Source organism: Micromonospora sp. NPDC005324 (genome assembly GCF_040607155.1).
GTDB classification, from domain to species: domain Bacteria; phylum Actinomycetota; class Actinomycetes; order Mycobacteriales; family Micromonosporaceae; genus Micromonospora; species Micromonospora trifolii.
Window position 1 is genome coordinate 138,643 of the sequence record NZ_JBEXGE010000017.1, and the last position, 16,183, is coordinate 154,825.

The 16,183-nt window shown below is 71.6% G+C and carries 11 protein-coding genes and 1 tRNA gene; 6 read left to right on the forward strand and 6 right to left on the reverse strand.

Features of this window, described 5'->3' with window-relative positions:
- Positions 1-23 precede the first annotated feature (23 nt).
- From ABZS40_RS19310 to ABZS40_RS19330, 5 genes are all read right to left on the reverse strand, one after another.
- Complete coding sequence (locus ABZS40_RS19310) at positions 24-2,381, reverse strand: transglutaminaseTgpA domain-containing protein (RefSeq protein WP_354944570.1); 2,358 nt, start codon at positions 2,379-2,381, stop codon at positions 24-26.
- Complete coding sequence (locus tag ABZS40_RS19315) at positions 2,375-3,571, reverse strand: DUF58 domain-containing protein (protein WP_354944571.1); 1,197 nt, start codon at positions 3,569-3,571, stop codon at positions 2,375-2,377. Before ABZS40_RS19315 ends, ABZS40_RS19310 begins: the two co-directional genes overlap by 7 nt.
- Positions 3,572-3,585: 14 nt before the next feature.
- A complete protein-coding gene (locus ABZS40_RS19320; RefSeq protein WP_112583044.1) occupies positions 3,586-4,581 on the reverse strand; it encodes a MoxR family ATPase in 996 nt (331 codons plus the stop codon).
- Positions 4,582-4,608: 27 nt separating this feature from the next.
- Positions 4,609-7,233: a fibronectin type III domain-containing protein gene (locus ABZS40_RS19325; RefSeq protein WP_354944572.1), complete on the reverse strand. Its 2,625-nt coding sequence runs from the start codon at positions 7,231-7,233 to the stop codon at positions 4,609-4,611.
- A 194-nt stretch (positions 7,234-7,427) separates the two neighbouring features.
- Entirely contained in the window at positions 7,428-10,292 is a 2,865-nt protein-coding gene (locus ABZS40_RS19330; protein ID WP_354944573.1) for a tetratricopeptide repeat protein, read from the reverse strand.
- 232 nt (positions 10,293-10,524) lie between these two features.
- On the opposite strand from ABZS40_RS19330, the gene ABZS40_RS19335 reads away from it, so the two are divergent.
- From ABZS40_RS19335 to ABZS40_RS19345, 3 genes are all read left to right on the forward strand, one after another.
- Positions 10,525-10,608 (forward strand) — tRNA-Leu (locus ABZS40_RS19335).
- Positions 10,609-10,894: 286 nt separating this feature from the next.
- Positions 10,895-11,218 (forward strand): AbrB/MazE/SpoVT family DNA-binding domain-containing protein, encoded by a 324-nt coding sequence (locus ABZS40_RS19340; protein ID WP_354944574.1) that lies wholly within the window; start codon positions 10,895-10,897, stop codon positions 11,216-11,218.
- A gap of 52 nt (positions 11,219-11,270) precedes the next feature.
- Positions 11,271-12,230: a tyrosine-type recombinase/integrase gene (locus ABZS40_RS19345; RefSeq protein ID WP_354944575.1), complete on the forward strand. Its 960-nt coding sequence runs from the start codon at positions 11,271-11,273 to the stop codon at positions 12,228-12,230.
- A gap of 1,012 nt (positions 12,231-13,242) precedes the next feature.
- On the opposite strand, the gene ABZS40_RS19350 is transcribed toward ABZS40_RS19345, so the two are convergent.
- Complete coding sequence (locus tag ABZS40_RS19350) at positions 13,243-13,671, reverse strand: hypothetical protein (protein WP_354944576.1); 429 nt, start codon at positions 13,669-13,671, stop codon at positions 13,243-13,245.
- Between the two features lie 624 nt (positions 13,672-14,295).
- On the opposite strand from ABZS40_RS19350, the gene ABZS40_RS19355 reads away from it, so the two are divergent.
- The 3 genes from ABZS40_RS19355 to ABZS40_RS19365 all read left to right on the forward strand — a co-directional run.
- Positions 14,296-15,063, forward strand: coding sequence for a hypothetical protein (locus ABZS40_RS19355; protein WP_354944577.1), 768 nt, complete (start codon positions 14,296-14,298; stop codon positions 15,061-15,063).
- Between the two features lie 32 nt (positions 15,064-15,095).
- Positions 15,096-15,464 (forward strand): hypothetical protein, encoded by a 369-nt coding sequence (locus ABZS40_RS19360; protein ID WP_354944578.1) that lies wholly within the window; start codon positions 15,096-15,098, stop codon positions 15,462-15,464.
- A gap of 192 nt (positions 15,465-15,656) precedes the next feature.
- On the forward strand, positions 15,657-16,183 hold a 527-nt coding region (locus tag ABZS40_RS19365), incomplete at its 3' end, for a hypothetical protein (RefSeq protein ID WP_354944579.1).

Sequence of the window (16,183 nt, forward strand, 5' to 3'; positions counted from 1 at the left end):
CGCCGTCGACGCAAAGCTCTTGATCAACGCGGGGAGCGGCGGGCGTGGCGCAGGGGAGTGGGGTGCACGGACCAGAGCAGGCGGCGCCACCAGGGGCGCGCGGAGCGCAGGGTGGCCACGTAGGTGGTGGCCACCTCGGCGGCGCGAGCCGCCTGGTCGGGCGTTGCGGCGCCGGGGGCGAAGCCCACCTGATTGAGCAGGGCCGCCAGTTCGTCGACCGCCGGGCCGGACGCGTCCGCCGCCGCCATGCTGCTGGCGGGCGCGGCGGTGTCCGGGTCGGCGGTCGTGTCGTCGCCGGTCGTGCGCGCTCGGGCGTCGGCGAGGGCCTGGCGGGCGTGCCTGGCCACCTCGGTGGCGGCCAGGTCGTCCCCGACCGGTCTGCCGGCCAGCCGGAGCGCGTCGGTGACCTCCCGCCAGGCGCCGGCGATGCGCTGACCCGGGTCGCCCCCTACGAGCCGGTTGCGGGTGAGGGAACGACGCATCGCCAGCAGGGTGAGCAGCAGTGCGCCCACCACCAGCAGCAGACCGCCGCTGCCGCCGGCGACCAGCACCGGTGCGGAGACCCCGTCCGGGCCGGGCGGGGCGTCGGGCGCGGCCACCGGCTCCGGTGAGGCGCTCGGCTCCGCGGTCGGCGCCGGCGCCTCCGAGGGCGGTGGGTCCTCCGGCGTCGGGCGGAAGTCCTCCTCCACCGGTCGCGGCTCGTCGTCGGGGCGGGGCAGCGGGTCGAACGCCACCCACCCCAGCCCGTCGAAGAGCACCTCCGGCCAGGCGTACGCGTCGCCGGCCAGCACCGGCCCCTGCCCGCTGGTCCGGAACCCCACCACCACCCGCGTGGGCAGCCCGGAGAGCCGGCCGAGGACCGCGAAGGCCGCCGCGAACTGCTCCGAGGTGCCCTCCTGCCCGCCGCCGTTGCGGGGTCCGAACAGGAAAAAACCCAGATTCGGGTACGCATGACCGCTCGGGGCGTCCGCCACCACCCGGTAGTGCTCGGCCAGGAACTGCTCGATCGCCGACGCCCGCGCGAACGGCGCCCCGTTCTCCTCCGCGAGCTGGGTGGCCAACCGGCGCATCGGGTCGGGCACCCCGTCCGCGACCCGCAGCACCCGGGCCACCTCCTCGCCGGCGGGCACGTTCGCGCTGGCCAACAGGTTGTTGTCCGGGCGTTCCTCGGCGGAGGTCACCGAGTACCGCAGCCCCGGCGTCAACCCTTCCGGCCGGATCAGCGTCCCGCTCGCCGGGTCGTACGCCACCCGCGCCCCACTGACCTCCCGGGGCGTCGCCACGGCGGGCAACAGCCGACCGCTCAACTCGGCCACGCTGATCTGCTGCCGGACCGTCCGCACAGTGCTGTCCCGGGCCGCTGTCGCGGCCGGCAGGATCCGACCGGCGTTGCGGTACGTCGCGCCGACGCGCCAGGTCACCCCGTCGTAGTCGCTGAGCACCGCCAACCGGATCCGCACACTGCGCGCGGTGTCCGCCGCCGGGTCGGCCTCGGGCGGCGCGTCGGCGGATGGGGCGTCGGGGCGTTGCGTGCTCACGTCGAGGAGCTTCTGCTCCGGGTGCAGCGCCCAGCCGGAGATCCGGATCAACGGGTTCTCGTCGAGCGTCTGCACCCGCGGCGGCTCCACGTACCGGCGTGGGTCCACCGGCCGGCCGTCGACCTGCTCCGCGACGACCGGGCCGAGCAACGCCACCAGCCCGACCACCACTGCCACCCCGAGCGCCGCGCTGGCGGCCAGCCGCAGTCGCACCGCCGCGCGTACCCGGGGGGTCAACTCGGCGGTCGGATCGCCGCCGCCCGGCGTCGTGCGGATGGGGGTGGCCAGGCCGAGGGCCGCGACCGCGACGAACACCACCGTCGATCCCATCGCCGGTTCGGCGTTCGGGCCGACCACGTAGAGGGCGGCGGCGTAGAGCCCCGCCGCCGGCAGGTAACCCAGCAGCACCCGGCCGGTGCGCAGCGCCACCTCCGCGCCGGTCAGCCCGGCCAGCCAGGCGGCGACGACCGGCACCAGCACCGTGTCCGGGGTGGGCTCCACCGGGATCATCGCGGTGAGCAGCCGGGGGATGCCGTTACGGGCGGCGTCCGCGGTGACCTCCAGCAGGCCGCCGGGCAACTCGGCGCGGGTGGCGGCCAGCCGCAGCGACCACAGTGTCCAGCCGACCATGGCGGCCACCGACACCGGCGCCACCAGCCAGGACGGCAGCCTTCGGGCGGCAACGCTGACCAGCACCGAACCCGCCGCCGCGCCGACGACCAGCCAGGTCAGCAGGCCACCGGCGTACACCCGGCCGAGCACCACCCCGGCGAGCGCCGTCAGCCCGATCAGCGCCAGCGGCAGGACCGCCGCCCGCAGCACCCGCACGGCGTTCGTCACCACCGGCGTACCCCGTCCCACTCGGCGGCGAACTGCGCGCCGTCCGCCGCGTCGACGACCACCAGGCCGGCGGTGCCCGGTGGCGTCGGCTCGGCCGCGCCGAACACAGCGACCATCACCGACGGGTACGCCCCGCGCAGCGCCCCGACGTGCCCCAACTCGTCCCGGCCACCCGGCCCGGTCAGGAAGATCAACGTGTCGCCGAGCCGGTCCTGCCGCAGCCGGGTGGTGGCCGCCCGCACCGCATCGCCGTCGGCGGACAGATCGGCGGCGGCGAGCCGGTCCAGCGGCCCGAGCGCGCCGTCGGCCTCGCCGACCTGCGCCGGCTCCACCGGCTCCGCCGGCTTTGTCGGCTCCGCCGGCTCCGCGGCGGCCAACAGCAACAGCACCGGCAGGTCGGCGCGGTGCGCGGCGGTGACGATCGACGCCGCCGCCTCACAGGCCGACTCGAACGATTGCGCCACCCCGCCGACCCGCTGCGGGTGCGCGGCGGCACGGTTGTCCAGCAGGACGACAAGGCGCGGCAGGCTGGTGTCCACGTTCTCCCGCACCATCAGCTCACCCACCCGGGCGCTGGTGCGCCAGTGCACCCGGCGCAGTTCGTCGCCGACCACGTACTCCCGCAGCGAGTCGAACGTGATCGACCCGTGCGGGACCCCGTCCACCCGGCCGTCGAGGCTGCGCCCCGAGCCTCGCGGCACCGCCGTCAGCGGATGGATGCGGGGGTGCACCCAGACCGGCACCGCCGCACCGTACGGGCGGGCCAGCGCCACCAACCCCAGCGGGTCGCGTCGGGTCACCCGCAGCGGACCGACCGGCACCACCCCACGACGGTCGGTCGGCACGTCGTAGCGGACCTCGGTGTCCCGGCCGGGCCGCAGGCGCAGCACCGGCACCGGCACGGTCCGCTCCCCGCACCGGTCCTCGGCCAGCAGGTTCGCCGAGCGCAGCCGCCCGGTGTTGCGCACTGTCACCGTCATGCTCGCCGGCTCGCCGCGCGCCACCCGGTCCGGGTCCGCGCGTCGGGTCACCGTCAGCCGGGGCCGCCAGGCCGCGACCAGCGCGGCGTAGCCGACGGCCGCGCCGGCCGCCGCGCCGAGCAGCGTCAACTCGGGGTACGCGAACCGGAACCCCGCCCCCAGCAGCACCACGGCGGCGACGAGCAGCCCGACCCCACGGGCGGTGATCCCCATCGCGCTGCTGCCGGTCAGCCCTGCACCGGAGCGGGTTGCCCCGACGGCAGCGGCACCGGCACCGAGGCGACGGCCTGGCGCAGCACCTCCGCGGGGGTCATCCCGCGCACCTGGGCGTCCGGGGTGAGCAGCAGCCGGTGGGCGAACACCGCCTCGACGAGCGCCTTCAGATCCTCCGGCATGATCCAGCCCCGCCCGTCGATCAGCGCGTACGCGCACGCCGCGCGGGTCAACGCGATCACGCCCCGGGGGCTGACCCCGACGCGTACCTGCGGGTGGGTGCGGGTGGCCGCGGCCAGCCGGACCGCGTACGCGTAGAGCGGCTCGGCGATGTGCACCCGGCGGGCCATCCGGACCATCTCGCCGACGGTGGCGGTGTCGGTGACCGGGGCGAGCGCCTCGGGGGAGCGCACTGTCGCGCCGCGCAGCACCTCGACCTCGACGGCCTCGTCTGGGTACCCGACGGACAGCTTCACCAGGAAACGGTCCAACTGCGCCTCGGGCAGCCGGTAGGTGCCGTCCATCTCCACCGGGTTCTGCGTGGCCACCACCAGGAACGGCGACGGCACCGGGTGCCGGACCCCGTCCACAGTGACAGTCCGTTCCTCCATCACCTCCAGCAGCGCCGACTGGGTCTTCGGCGACGCCCGGTTGATCTCGTCGGCGATGACGATGTTGGCGAAGACCGGCCCCGGATGGAACTCGAAGTCCCGGGTCGCCTGGTTGAAGATCGTCACACCGGACACGTCCGAGGGGAGCAGGTCGGGCGTGAACTGGATGCGCCGCCACTCGCCCTTCACCGTGGCGGCGATGGCCCGTGCCAGGGTCGTCTTACCGACCCCCGGCACGTCCTCCAGCAACACGTGACCCTGGGCGAAGAGCGCTGTCAGCGCCAGCCGCACCACCTGCGGCTTGCCGAGCACCACCGCGTTGACGTTCTCGGCCAGCCGGGCGGCCAGGGCGGCGAAGCCCTGCACCTCCGGCTGGGTGAGCGGCTCGTGCGTGTTCACGGTCGGTGGTGCTCCTCGCCTGGTGTTTCAGCAGGTGGGCAGGACGTTGATGGTGTCGCCGCCCTCCAGGTTGAGCCAGGCCCAGGGGATGTAGTTCTTCCCCTTGTAGTTGACCTGCACCCACCAGGTGCTGCGCTTGTTGCTGTTGTAGATGTAGGCGTAGACCTCTTCGCCCGACTTCTTGCAGTACGCCTGCAGCCGGCTGCCAGGCTTTGCCCAACCCACCTGCTTGTCGTTGTCCTGCCGGGCGACCGAGAAGATCTCGTTGCCGTTGCGGCCTTCCCGGTCCCGGTCACAGTAGGTCGACTCGGGCCCGGACGCGCCGTTGCGGCAGGTCGCGACCCCGAACAGCGGCTGGGTTGCCTGCGCCTTCTTCGCGGTGCCCTTGCCGGCGGCGTTGCTCGCCGTCACCGTGAACGTGTAATTCGTGCCCGGCGTCAGGCCCGTCATCGTGATGCTGGAGCACGCCCCGGCCTTCGCCGGCTCGCCCGTCGTGGTCAGGGTGCAGGTGGCCTGACCGCCACCCGCGTCCACCGTGAACGTGACGGTCGCCCCGGTGGCCGTCGACGACGAGCCGGTAACCGTGACCCGCGGCTCGGCCACCGTGCGGGCGGTGGCGGTGGCCTCCGGGCCCGGCCCCGCCTCGTTGACCGCCTTCACCTTCACCGCGACATTCTGGCCGTTGCCCAGCCCGGTGACGGTCGTGCGGGTGTCGGTCACCTCGCTGACCCGCCCACCGACGTCCACCAGGTACTTCGTCACCGGCCGACCGTTGGCCTCAGCTGGCGCCCACTGCACGTTCACCGCGCCCGGCTGGTTGGCGACGGTGCCGGCGCGCAGGTCCAGCGGCCGACCGGGCGCCGCGAACGGCACCACGGTGTTGCTGACCGGGGAGGCCGCCGACCCGGCGCCCTTACTGTTGACCGCCACCACCGTGAACGCGTACTGGGTGCCGAACTCGAGTTCACCGGCGGGCACCACCAGCTCCGTTTTGGTCGACTCGCCGGCCGGCGCGTTCGTCCCCGCCGAACTGGCCGTCACCGCGTACCTCGCGATGGTGTTGCCCTGCCCGTTCGCCGCCGGCCACCTGACGAGGACAGTGCCGTCCGGCCGCTCCTGTGCGGTGACGCTCGCCGGAGGGTCGGGCACCGCCGCGGTCGGTGTCACCGGGTTGCTGTTGCGCGGCGGGCCGTCGCCCTTGGCGTTGACGGCGTGCACCGCGAACCGGTACGTCTCGCCGTTGGTCAGACCCTTGACCTCCACCGCACGCTGGTTCGCGCCCACCTCCAGGCGCTGCCCGGCGCCCGCCACCACGTACTTGATGATCTCGGCGCCGTTGGCGGCGGCCGGGCGCCAACTCACCCGCGCCTGGGCGTTGCCAGCGGAGGCGGTGACGCTGCGCGGCGCGCTCGGCTTACCCACCCGCGGCTTCTTGGGCGGAGGCGGCGGCGGGGGAACCGGCGGCGGGTCGCCGCCGAGCACGTCGTTGGCGTACTTGTTGACCTCGCGCACCTGGTGCTTGTCGTCCACCACCCGGGCGGTCGCCGAGTCGGGGGAGTTGATGAACAGGTAATTTTCCCGGACCTCCAACTCCAGCGGCCCGTTGGCCCGCCCGCGGATGGTCTCGACCAGCTGACCCGCCGCGTCGAAGGAGTAGATGGTGCCGGTGGCCTCGTCGGCGCAGTAGAACCGGTTCGCCCAGGCCACCGCCGGGCTGAGCCGGTCCCCCTCACCCGGCACGGTGAACCCGCTCTCCTGCCCACCGTCACCCACCAGCAGCACCCGCCGGTCAGCGGTCACCGTGACCGGCACCCGTGGGCCGCTGGTGCGCGCGGGCAGCGCCGCCGGGCCGGACAGCGTCAGCGGCGTCGGGTGCACCTCGCCGTGCTGCACGCGCACCAGCTTCCCGGCCGTCCGGTCGAGCACCGCCACCCCGTCGTCCAGGGTGGAGACGACCAGCTCGTGGCTGGCGTCGGCGACGTCGTACGACTCGACCTGCCGCGGGGTGAGCCCGGCACCCGCGGGCGCGGCTGACGCCGGCGCGGACGGCAGCGTGGCGGCGGTGATCGCCGAGACGGTGCCCTGGCTGGGCACCGCGATCCAGAGTCGACCCTTGCCGTCGAAGGTGCCGCCGGTGATGCCCGGCGGATAGCGCACCGGCTCGCCGACCGGGGTCAACGATCGCGGGTCGAGCTGCCGGACGATGCCCTGCACGGCGTCGACGACGAACGCCGCGTCCTCGTGCAGGGCCACGCTCACACCCAGGCCGGGGGTGGTCCGGGTGGTCGCGCTGAGCTGGAGGGTCGCCAGGTCCAGGGAGCTGACCTGCCCGGTCTGCAGGTCCCGCAGGATCAGCAGCCGGTCGGTCTGGGTGATCTGCATCGGATGCTGCCGGGCGCCGGGGATCTCGGTGCGGGTGTCCACCCGGGCGGTGACCCCGTTGACCCGGGCCAGCTCGCTGCGCGCCGCGCTCCACAGCCAGGAACTCGCGTCGTAGTTGGCCACCGCGTTGTCCGCCGCACCCAACCCGAGGACGGTCAGCCCCATGGCGGCCAGCAGCGTGGCCACCGTGCCGACGGTCACCAGCCCGCCGCGCAGCCGGGACCGGGAGCGGGGGGCCTCGGTCTGTACGGCGTCGTCGATGCTGGCCACAGCCGGCTGCCTCCCCTGAGTCGTGGCAGGTGGCGCGCCTTCCGGCGACCCCTCCCCTGAGCCGGGTGCCATCATATGGCGCTGGTGGTGGCGGGGGAACCCGCACCGTCACCCCTGTGGATACCGAGAGTGTGCGTTGTGGACGTCCAGCTCAGCCCGGTTCCCGCTCCACTCGGCGCGGTTCGCGGCTCGACTCAGCGCGGCGACGCTCGGCCGGAGGGCTCCCCGCTCGACGTGGCCGTGCGCTCCCGCGCGGTGCAGACCTGCCCGGAAGTCGCAAAGCTGTCAGTGGAGTAGACAGCCAACACGGTGAAACAGTGATCCACTCGGGAGTTCAACCCGTTGACCGTGTAGCTGGTCCGCCCCGGGTCCACGGTGGCGATCACACCCAGGGCCTGCCCGGCCCTGCCCGCGGCGACCATGAACGGCACCGCACCGCCGGTCGGGTCCGTCCAGGTCAACGTGATCGTGGCCGAATTGTCGCGCAGCTCGAGGTCTCCCGGCGGAAGTCCGGCCGTCGTCGGTGCCGCGGCCGTCGGCGCGGTCCCGGTCGGCGGCGGATCGTCGCGGGTCAGCACCACCGCACCCAGGCCCGCCACCGCCGCGACGGCCACCCCGGCCGCCACGACCGCGCCGATCAACACCGCCCGGTTGCGGCCCGTCGACCCACCCTCATCGGCGTACGTCGACCGGTACGCGTCCGGCGCCGGGTGGTACTGCTGGCCCGGGTACGGCGCCTGGTGCTGGTCCTGGGTCGGGTACGGCTGATGGTGGTACTGCTGAGCCGGTGGTGGTGCGGCCGGCGGCGCCAGCGTCGAGTCGGCGCTGACAGCCGGTGACCAGGCCGGCTGCGCGACGGGGCTCGGCTGCGCGGCGGTGGGGCTTGCGTGAGCGATGCTCGGGTGTGCCGGGGCGGCCGTGGGGTTCGCCTGCGCGGCTGTGGGGTGCGTCTGCGCGGCTGTGGGGTGCGTCTGCGCGGCGGTGGGGTTCGCCTGCGCGGCCGTCGGGGTCGGCTGGGCGGTGGCGGACCAGCCCAGACTGGCCTCGACCCCAAACGGGCCGCCTTGCGCCGGAACGGACGGCAACACCACGGTCTGGTCGGACAGCGCGCTACGGGCCCGCTGAGTCGGCACCACCGGGGCGTCGAGGATGCCCAGCCCGGAGTCACCGTCGGCACCGGTGCCACCCGCGTCCATCATGGTCTGCTCTGCGGCTGCGTTCTGCCCGGCGGACGTGTTCTGCCCGGTGGTGAAGGCCTGCGCAGCTGCCGTGGTGTGCGTAGGCGTCGTGGTCTGGGCGGCGGAGTCGGCACCTGGAGTTGGCAGGGGCTGCGGTGGGGCGCTGCTGCTCCAGGGCGGTGCGGTCAACCCCCACGGTGGCACGGGTGGTGCGCTCACCGGAGGCGCGGAGACGGGTTGTCCGTAGGGCGGCCCCGAGACGGGCGGCCCGAAACTGGGCGGCGCGGACACCGGGTAGGTGTGCCCAGGTGGTGCCGAAACGGGTTGGCCGTAGCTGGGCGGCGCGGAAACGGGTTGGCCGTAGCTGGGCGGCGCGGACACGGGTTGGCCGTAGCTGGGCGGCGCGGACACCGGGTAGCTGTGCCCAGGTGGTGCGGACACCGGCTGGGCGTAGCCGGGCGGTCCGGACACGGGTGGCCCGTAGCCGGGCGGTCCGGACACGGGTGGCCCGTAGCCGGGTGGTGCGGAGACGGGTGGCCCGTAGCCGGGTGGTGCGGAGACCGGGTATGGCTGTGCCGGTGGTCCCGAGACCGGGTGCGGCTGGCTGGGGGGCGCGGAGGTCGGATGTGGGGTCGCCAGCGGTGCGCTGATGGGCTGGGCCGGTGGTCCGCTCGACGGGTGCGCCGGCCCTGGGTGGTCAACGATCGGGGAGGGCCTGCCCGGTGATGTCGCCTCGGCACCGGACGAATTGTGCGATTCGGTTGGCGCGGTTGGCCGGGCGGCCTCCTCGGCTAACAGTGGCTCGATCTGCCGTACCCGGATCGTGGGGTCGTCCCAGCGAGGCGCCGGCGCCGCCGGCGTCGACGCCGGGGCGGTCGACGCCGGCGCGGTTGGTGTCGACGAGGGTGGCACGTCAGCCACCGGAGGGGTCGCATGGTCAGCCAGTCGTTGACGTGGTGCCACGGTTGGTCCGGTCGGCGGTCGGTGTGGTGATCTCTGCGCGGGCGGCGTTGTCGGCGGGCTCTCGACCCCCGGCCGGGGCATCGGACCGACCGCTGGCCGGGACGGGCCGGACGGCTGCTCGTCGGCGCGTTGACGGGGCGCCATCACAGGAGGTGCGGCCGTCGGCGGGCCGGGCTGCGCCGCCGCGACCGAGGAAGCTGCCGGCTGAACGGGCGTCGCCCGAGGGGCGGTAAACGATGCCGTGGTGGCGTTGCTGGGCGACGCGGGTGCGCGTACCGCTGAAGGGGTTGGTGGGGGCGCGGCCGGCGGTTGCGGCGGCGCCCAGGGTGAGACGGCGGGCGGCGTGCCACCGGCGGAGGGCCGCATCGCGGCGAGGGTCGCCAGCGACAGGGTCGGGCCGGACAGCGCCGACCGGGCACCCGACTCGGTCACCGGGGCACCCGGGGCCGGACCGGACGTCGGCGCGGGGTGTTGCTCGCCCGGCGTCGTAGGGGGTGGGCCAAGGTAGTCGCGGGCTGCGCGTACCGCCGGGTGGTTCTCCCCGAGCGCGGCGGGCCCGGCGGTGGCGACGCGGGTGTAGTTGCGGCGGGCCTCGTGCCGGTTGCCGAGCTCCTCCGCTACCTCGGCGAGTTCGAAGGCGAGAGCGAGCATCAGCGGGTCGGAGTGCTCCCAGCGCCGCTCGCCCGCCGCGAACGCCTCCTCCAGCACCCGGCGGGCGGCGAGCGGGTCGTCCCCCTCCCGGTGCAGCCGTGCCAGCAGGTGCGCGGTGTGCAGCACCTCGGGATGGTCGTCACCGTAGGGCGGGGGAGCGGATTCGACGGCCTCCGCGAGCAGCTGCCGGGCGGCGCTGAGGTCGCCCGCGGCGCGCAGGGCGAGGGCTCGGTGCTGGGCGGCTGCCAGGGGGGAGGGATGGGACACATGGCAATGCTGCCGTCACAGGGCCGTCGGACGCTACCCGGAACCGCCCCGACGGTGTGTCGGCGCGGCCGTTTTGAGGCGGCTTGAGCAGCGGCGGAAGCGCTTGGGGAGAGGTGCCGGAAGGCGATGTGCATGATCCACGAGTGGCGTGTACAGTAACTCCCCGTGCGGCCCGCTGTGCTGAGCACCGGATGAAAGATCATCTGGTCGGCAAGGTAGGCTGAACGAGTAGGTCCGGGTGGCGGAATGGCAGACGCGCTAGCTTGAGGTGCTAGTACCCGTATAGGGTGTGGGGGTTCAAGTCCCCCCTCGGACACAACTATGTAGCACCTGTGCAACGTTTGACGTAGCGGTGGTCAAGCATGCTTGACCACCGCCGAACCTCATCCGACACCCCGCCTGCCACTACTCTCAGTGACCAGCGTCGGGCGAACCCCGCGATGACGCGCGGCGGCTCTTCAGTGATCCCCGCCGTTGTCCTCCCCGGCTCGGCGTCCGGCCTGCGCGTTGCTCCTGGCTCTCCCGCGGCAGCAATGAGGCGTCCTCCACTACCGCTTCCCAGCCTTGCCGCCACCCGAAGTCGTACAGCCCTCTATGGACTGGTGACGCTCGACTCGCGTGGTCGAATCGCCGACCGAACCGCGATGAGGGAACTCCAGTGGGCCCCCGGGCAGCCATTGAACATCAGGGAGCATCGAGGGCTGATCGTCGTATCCGCGGACAAGCAAGGCGTCTTCAAGGTGACGAAGTACGGCTTCGTTCGACTGCCGGCAGTGGTCCGTCAATGGTGCGGCCTAGCCGCCGGCGACCGCGTATTCATCGTGGCTGAACCAGCCAGCAACCGCCTGGTGGTCCATCCGCCGGCAAAGCTCGACGAGATGATCGGGCAGGCTCACGATGCAGTCTTCGGGGGCGAGCATGAGTAACGCATCGGCGAGTCAAGCTGAGGTGGCAGCGGCCCGGCTCCTTCTTGCGCGGATGGGCATCTCCCCTGCCGACCTTCTGGAGGCCGCCGTGACTCGGCCTCCGGCGCCAACCTTCGCCGAATACGTTCCCGTGGTGGCGGCTGCGGTCTCGGAAGGTACGCAACGTGCCTATGGCTCCTACTGGAACCGTGTGGTGGAACACTGGGGGCAACGCAGGCTGGACGAGCCCACGCCGTCGGAGATTGAGAAGTTGGCGGAGTACGTCAAGGCGCACGTTGTGGCTCGGCGAAATGCCCGCGGAGGCCGAAGTGCGGCGGAGCATCTGATTGCCGCCTTGCGGTGTCTCTACAAAAGGGCGGTAGCTGATGGGTTCATCGCAGAGTCTGACAACCCTGCGTTAAAGGTGGCGAAGCCGCGGCGTCTGCCAAGCACGCGTCGGGCGGTGGCGGACATGCGGCTGGCCGAGATTAACGAGGTTGCGGCCAGCACAGGCAACGATCCGGCCCTCGACACCTTGCTCTTGCGGTTGCACACCGAAACGGCGTGTCGGCGCGGTGGAGCCTTGGCGCTCCGTCCGGTTGACCTTGATCCGGACCAATGTTTGATTCTGCTTCGAGAGAAGGGGGACTCGGTGCGTTGGCAACCAGTTTCCCCCACGCTGATGAGGTACCTGCAACGCCATGCTGAGGAGCGGGGCGCGACGGAGGCGGGGCAGCTGCTGCGCTATCGGGACGGTGCGCCCATCACGCGGCGGCGTTACGACCATCTGTGGGTACGCATCGGCGAGCATCTGCCGTGGGTCTACGTGCAACAGATTAGCACCCACTGGTTACGTCACACTACTTTGACATGGGTGGAAAGGAACTTTGGCTACGCTATCGCGCGAGCCTATGCCGGTCATTCGGAGAGTGGCGGCGACGCTGGCACTACAGCGACCTACGTGAAAGCAACACCGCAGGAAATCGCCGCTGCCCTGTCGGCGCTTACCAATGAGCCGCACCCCCTAGCCTAGTCGTCTGGTGGGGCCCGGTCTTGCGGGGCCGGACCCCACCGCGGAATCTGCCGGCGGCATGGAAGTGCGAGTAGGGACTCGACCGTTAATTGTGCGTCCTGTCATTAGCGTCCGCCTTGGCGGTGTTCCGAAGGACCTTTTCATCTGCTCAATGAAGCGGCGCGGACTTGCCGCAATCGGGATAAGAGCAGTAGCCATTGGCTCCTGGGGTGTAGGAGTGACTTGGGCGGGTGTTCGATGAGCTGCGCGCGGTGGGACGATGTTTGTTGTTTGGATCCAGTCCGGCAGCCGTACTAGATCTGTCCGGCTGGCGTACTAGAGGTGGTGCTGTGGCCGTACCAGCCCCTGCCCCCGTGGGAACTCGAAGGCGATAGGCGGTCCGCGCCTTTCTGCGGCGAGCGTCTTCCACTTTCGGCCTGAACCGGACGACCCAGCCCAATTTTTCTAGTCGATTCAGCCAGACTCCGATCGTGGAGCGGGCCAAACCTGTCGCACGTTCCAGGTCTGTCAAGCTCGGCGAGAATTGCGGAGGGATCACTGCGGTTGCGGTATCGGTCCAGGTCAAGAGCGTCAGGATAAGGTGGCGCCCGGAAGGACTTAGGCAACAGTCAGCGTCTCGAACTGCACGCTCTACGGCCCATCGATCTACCATGCAATACGCCCTTTCCGGCCGTGGCGTTCACCGGTGGCTCTTGACGCCGTCTGGCATCGGAGCCTCGTGACGCTAGCGGTGAGCCTCAGCTCTGACCAGGCATGCACCTGCTCGTCATGCGCCTTCGAGGTGTCGGCGGCGACGGTGACCTGCGGCTTTGGCGTACGTGGAGATGCGACCACCATTGGCTGGTCCGGCTCTTGACTCGGGCAGGCTGGCAACTGCAGGCGGGCAGCCGAAGTCGCCGCGAGCGCGCGGTGTGTCGTCGCGATGCAGACGAGGGCGTGGGATTGCCCGGGCCAGATTATGGCTGCGGGCGAGTCGGCCGGTTCGGGTTGCGCCGCGTTGTGGACAGCGAGATCAGTGCGCGTCTCGCCGGGCTTGTTCGGCGGCGAGTTGGGCGGACTCCCGCGCGGCTTGCTCCATCCTCAGGGTGCTTTGGATGATGGCGTCGATGCCTTCCCTCGCTCCATCGGATAGTTGCTCGATGGAGCGCGTCATCACTTGGACCTTCGCGCTGACCGGCGCCGGGTCAAGGAAGTAGCCCGCACCGACGCCGAAGAATTCGGCCAGGGCCGTCAGCGTGGAGGCTGTCGGATTGTCGTGCGCTCCGATTCGGAGCTTGCGGATGTTCTCCGCCGAGATGCGGAGCCCCTTGGCTTTGAGCGCGTCGGCCACCTCGGCGTCGTTATAGACGTGGTTCGGGCGGTGCTTGACGTACAGCTCCTGAAGCCGCTCGCTGATCAGCGCGGGGCTCGGGCCACTGGGTGGCTTCTCGTTCTGTCGCATCGTGGTGCCCCCCCGACTCCAACTAAAGTTGGCCCGAACCCAAGTTTGTGTGGAACCCTGCCGTGATCTGTGCTTGACTCTCAGTGCCCGATCCACACAAAGTTGGTCTCACGCCAACTTTGGTTGGTTGAGGGTAGCGCATCGGCCGGCCTCCATGGAGGGGGTTGCGAGGCCCGTGATGCGTTCGTGAGGGCGTGACGCCTTCGGGCGATGCGGTCTCTGATTTGGCCTGATCGTGTGGTCGACGTCCAGGTCGTGACAGTAACGGGGGACCGGCTCGCGGCGGCGTCTTGCCGTCGCTGGCCAGTGCTGTTCGGCAAGCCCTCGGGGGAGGCGGACGTGTCAGATTTATCGACTGACCGATCAGGCCACCTCGCCGGCTCCGGGACCTCATCGGAGGTGCCGGAGGCCGGCGAGTGGGGGGCGCTGGCGGAGCGGGCGATGCCCGCTCCGCCAGGCGGACCCGGCCGATCTGTCGTGCCAGCTGCGGCTGCCCAGAGCGGCCCGTGGTGGGCGCGGGGAGCGGAGCGGGCTCCGCGGGAGATTCCCCGCGAGTTCGGCGGCGGCAGTCAGGTGGAGTCGCTGTGGCTGCGTGCGGCGTCGTTGCGGTCGGGGTGTCCCTTGGTGAGCCTGTCGTCTGCGGACGGTGGTGTCGGTCGGTCGACGCTCACGGCGGCGCTCGGTGGTGTGCTGGCGCTTGCCAGCCCTGCTCCGGTCGTGGCAATGGACGCGACCGGGCGTGCGTGGGGTGGGCTGGGCCATCGTGTCGTCCGGAGCAACTCCGCATCGACGTGGGATGCGGCGGCTGCGGAGGAGCGGTTGGCTGACCCTCTGGTCGCTGAAGAGTTAATGCAGCGAGGGCCGACTGGCCTGCGTGTTCTGGTCGGTGAGAGCAAGATGACGGCACAGCGGCGCCCAACTACCTGGCCGGAGACGTTCGGTGTGATCGGCCATTTGCGGTCGGTTTACGCCATGGCGTTGCTCGATCTCCCTGCGGCGGACAACACGCCGACGTGGCGGGCGTTGGGATGGTCGACGGTGCCGGTGTTGGTGACCCGCGCGACCGTTGACGCGTTGCAGCACACCATGCGGTTGCTGGCGCATCTTCGCGCTGCGGGACTCGATCAGGTGGCGGAGTCGGCGGTGGTCGTGGTCATGACGACCACACACTCCACCGCTCGAGAGGTTCGCGCGGTCGAGCACCTGGCGCGAAAGGCGGCGACGCATCTCGTCCGGGTGCCCTTCGATCCGGCGCTCGCACGCCCTGACCCGCTCGATCCGCGGTCGTTGAGTAAGGCCACGCGGACCGCGTTGACCGAGGTCGCCTCGATCGTCGTCGAACACTGCCCCGCTGATCCTGGCCCATCACGCGTCGGGGCTCCTGTCCCCTGAGGACGGTGACTTCACACGGGGAGGAACTAGTTGTGATCGTGCATTGGGTAGCTGCCGTGATGACGGTGCGGGCGCCTTCGGTGGTGGCCGTTCTGGCGCCTGATCCGACGCCGACGCCGTCGCCGTCCGGAGGCTTCGACTTCGGTCGAATCAGCCCTGACCCGGCGGCGGTGCCGCGCTCGGACCTGTTTTACAAGCTGGCAAATGCCGCGCTGTTCCTCGGCGTGATTTCCGCCGTGGCCGGTCTCGCGGCCGGCGCGATCGCGTTCGGCATCGGACCGATCTTCGGCGCGCACATCATCAGCGATCGAGGCAAATCGATGATGTGGAAGGCCGGTCTCGTGGCGATCGTCGTGGGGTCGGCGACATCGATCATCGGCTTCCTGCTGAGCGAGATTTAGGGGGTGCCCCGCGTGCGGGGAGCAACTTACAAGGCAACCGACGGCGGACGCGCATCGGCGGTAGTTTCGCTGCTTCTCTGCATGGTGGTTGCAGGGGCGGCGGTCTTCGTTGCGGGCCGCGCGAGCGCACCCGAGCGGAGTGCGCCCGAGTCGAGTGCGCCTGAGCGCTACGGCGACCGTCTCGTGCGGGGAGTGCCAGTTGGCTTCGCTGGCACGCCTCGCGGCGCCGGTGACGCGGCGGCGGCGTACGTGGTGGCGGTGTCCGCTGCGGCGGGCCGCCCGGACGTCGAGCGGCAGACGTTGATCGACACGATCGCAGTCGACGGTTCGGGCCCGGCGGTGGCCGAGATGATGGGCGCCGGCTCACCGTCAGCCGACGGCGAGGGGATCTCCCAGACCGTGGCTGCCCGGGTGTGGGTGCCCGACGAAGACGTTGACGCACGGGTGCAGCAGGGCGTTGAGGTCACGGCGCGGCTGCTGCTCTGCGCGCTCAGCGGGTCTGCGACCGATGGTGTGGTCGCCGGCCCGGAGACGGGTTTGGCGGGTGGCTGGTACGTGCAGTCGGTGACGGTGCGCTGGACGCTCGACCGTTGGCGTGTGGTGGCCGCGCAGCGGCCGTTGCCGGTACCTCCGCCTGATCAGCGCGGCACACGACGCGACGGCGGTCCGCGCGACACTCAACCGCTGCTCGACGTGCTCAGCGGTCGCTCGTGGGTGCC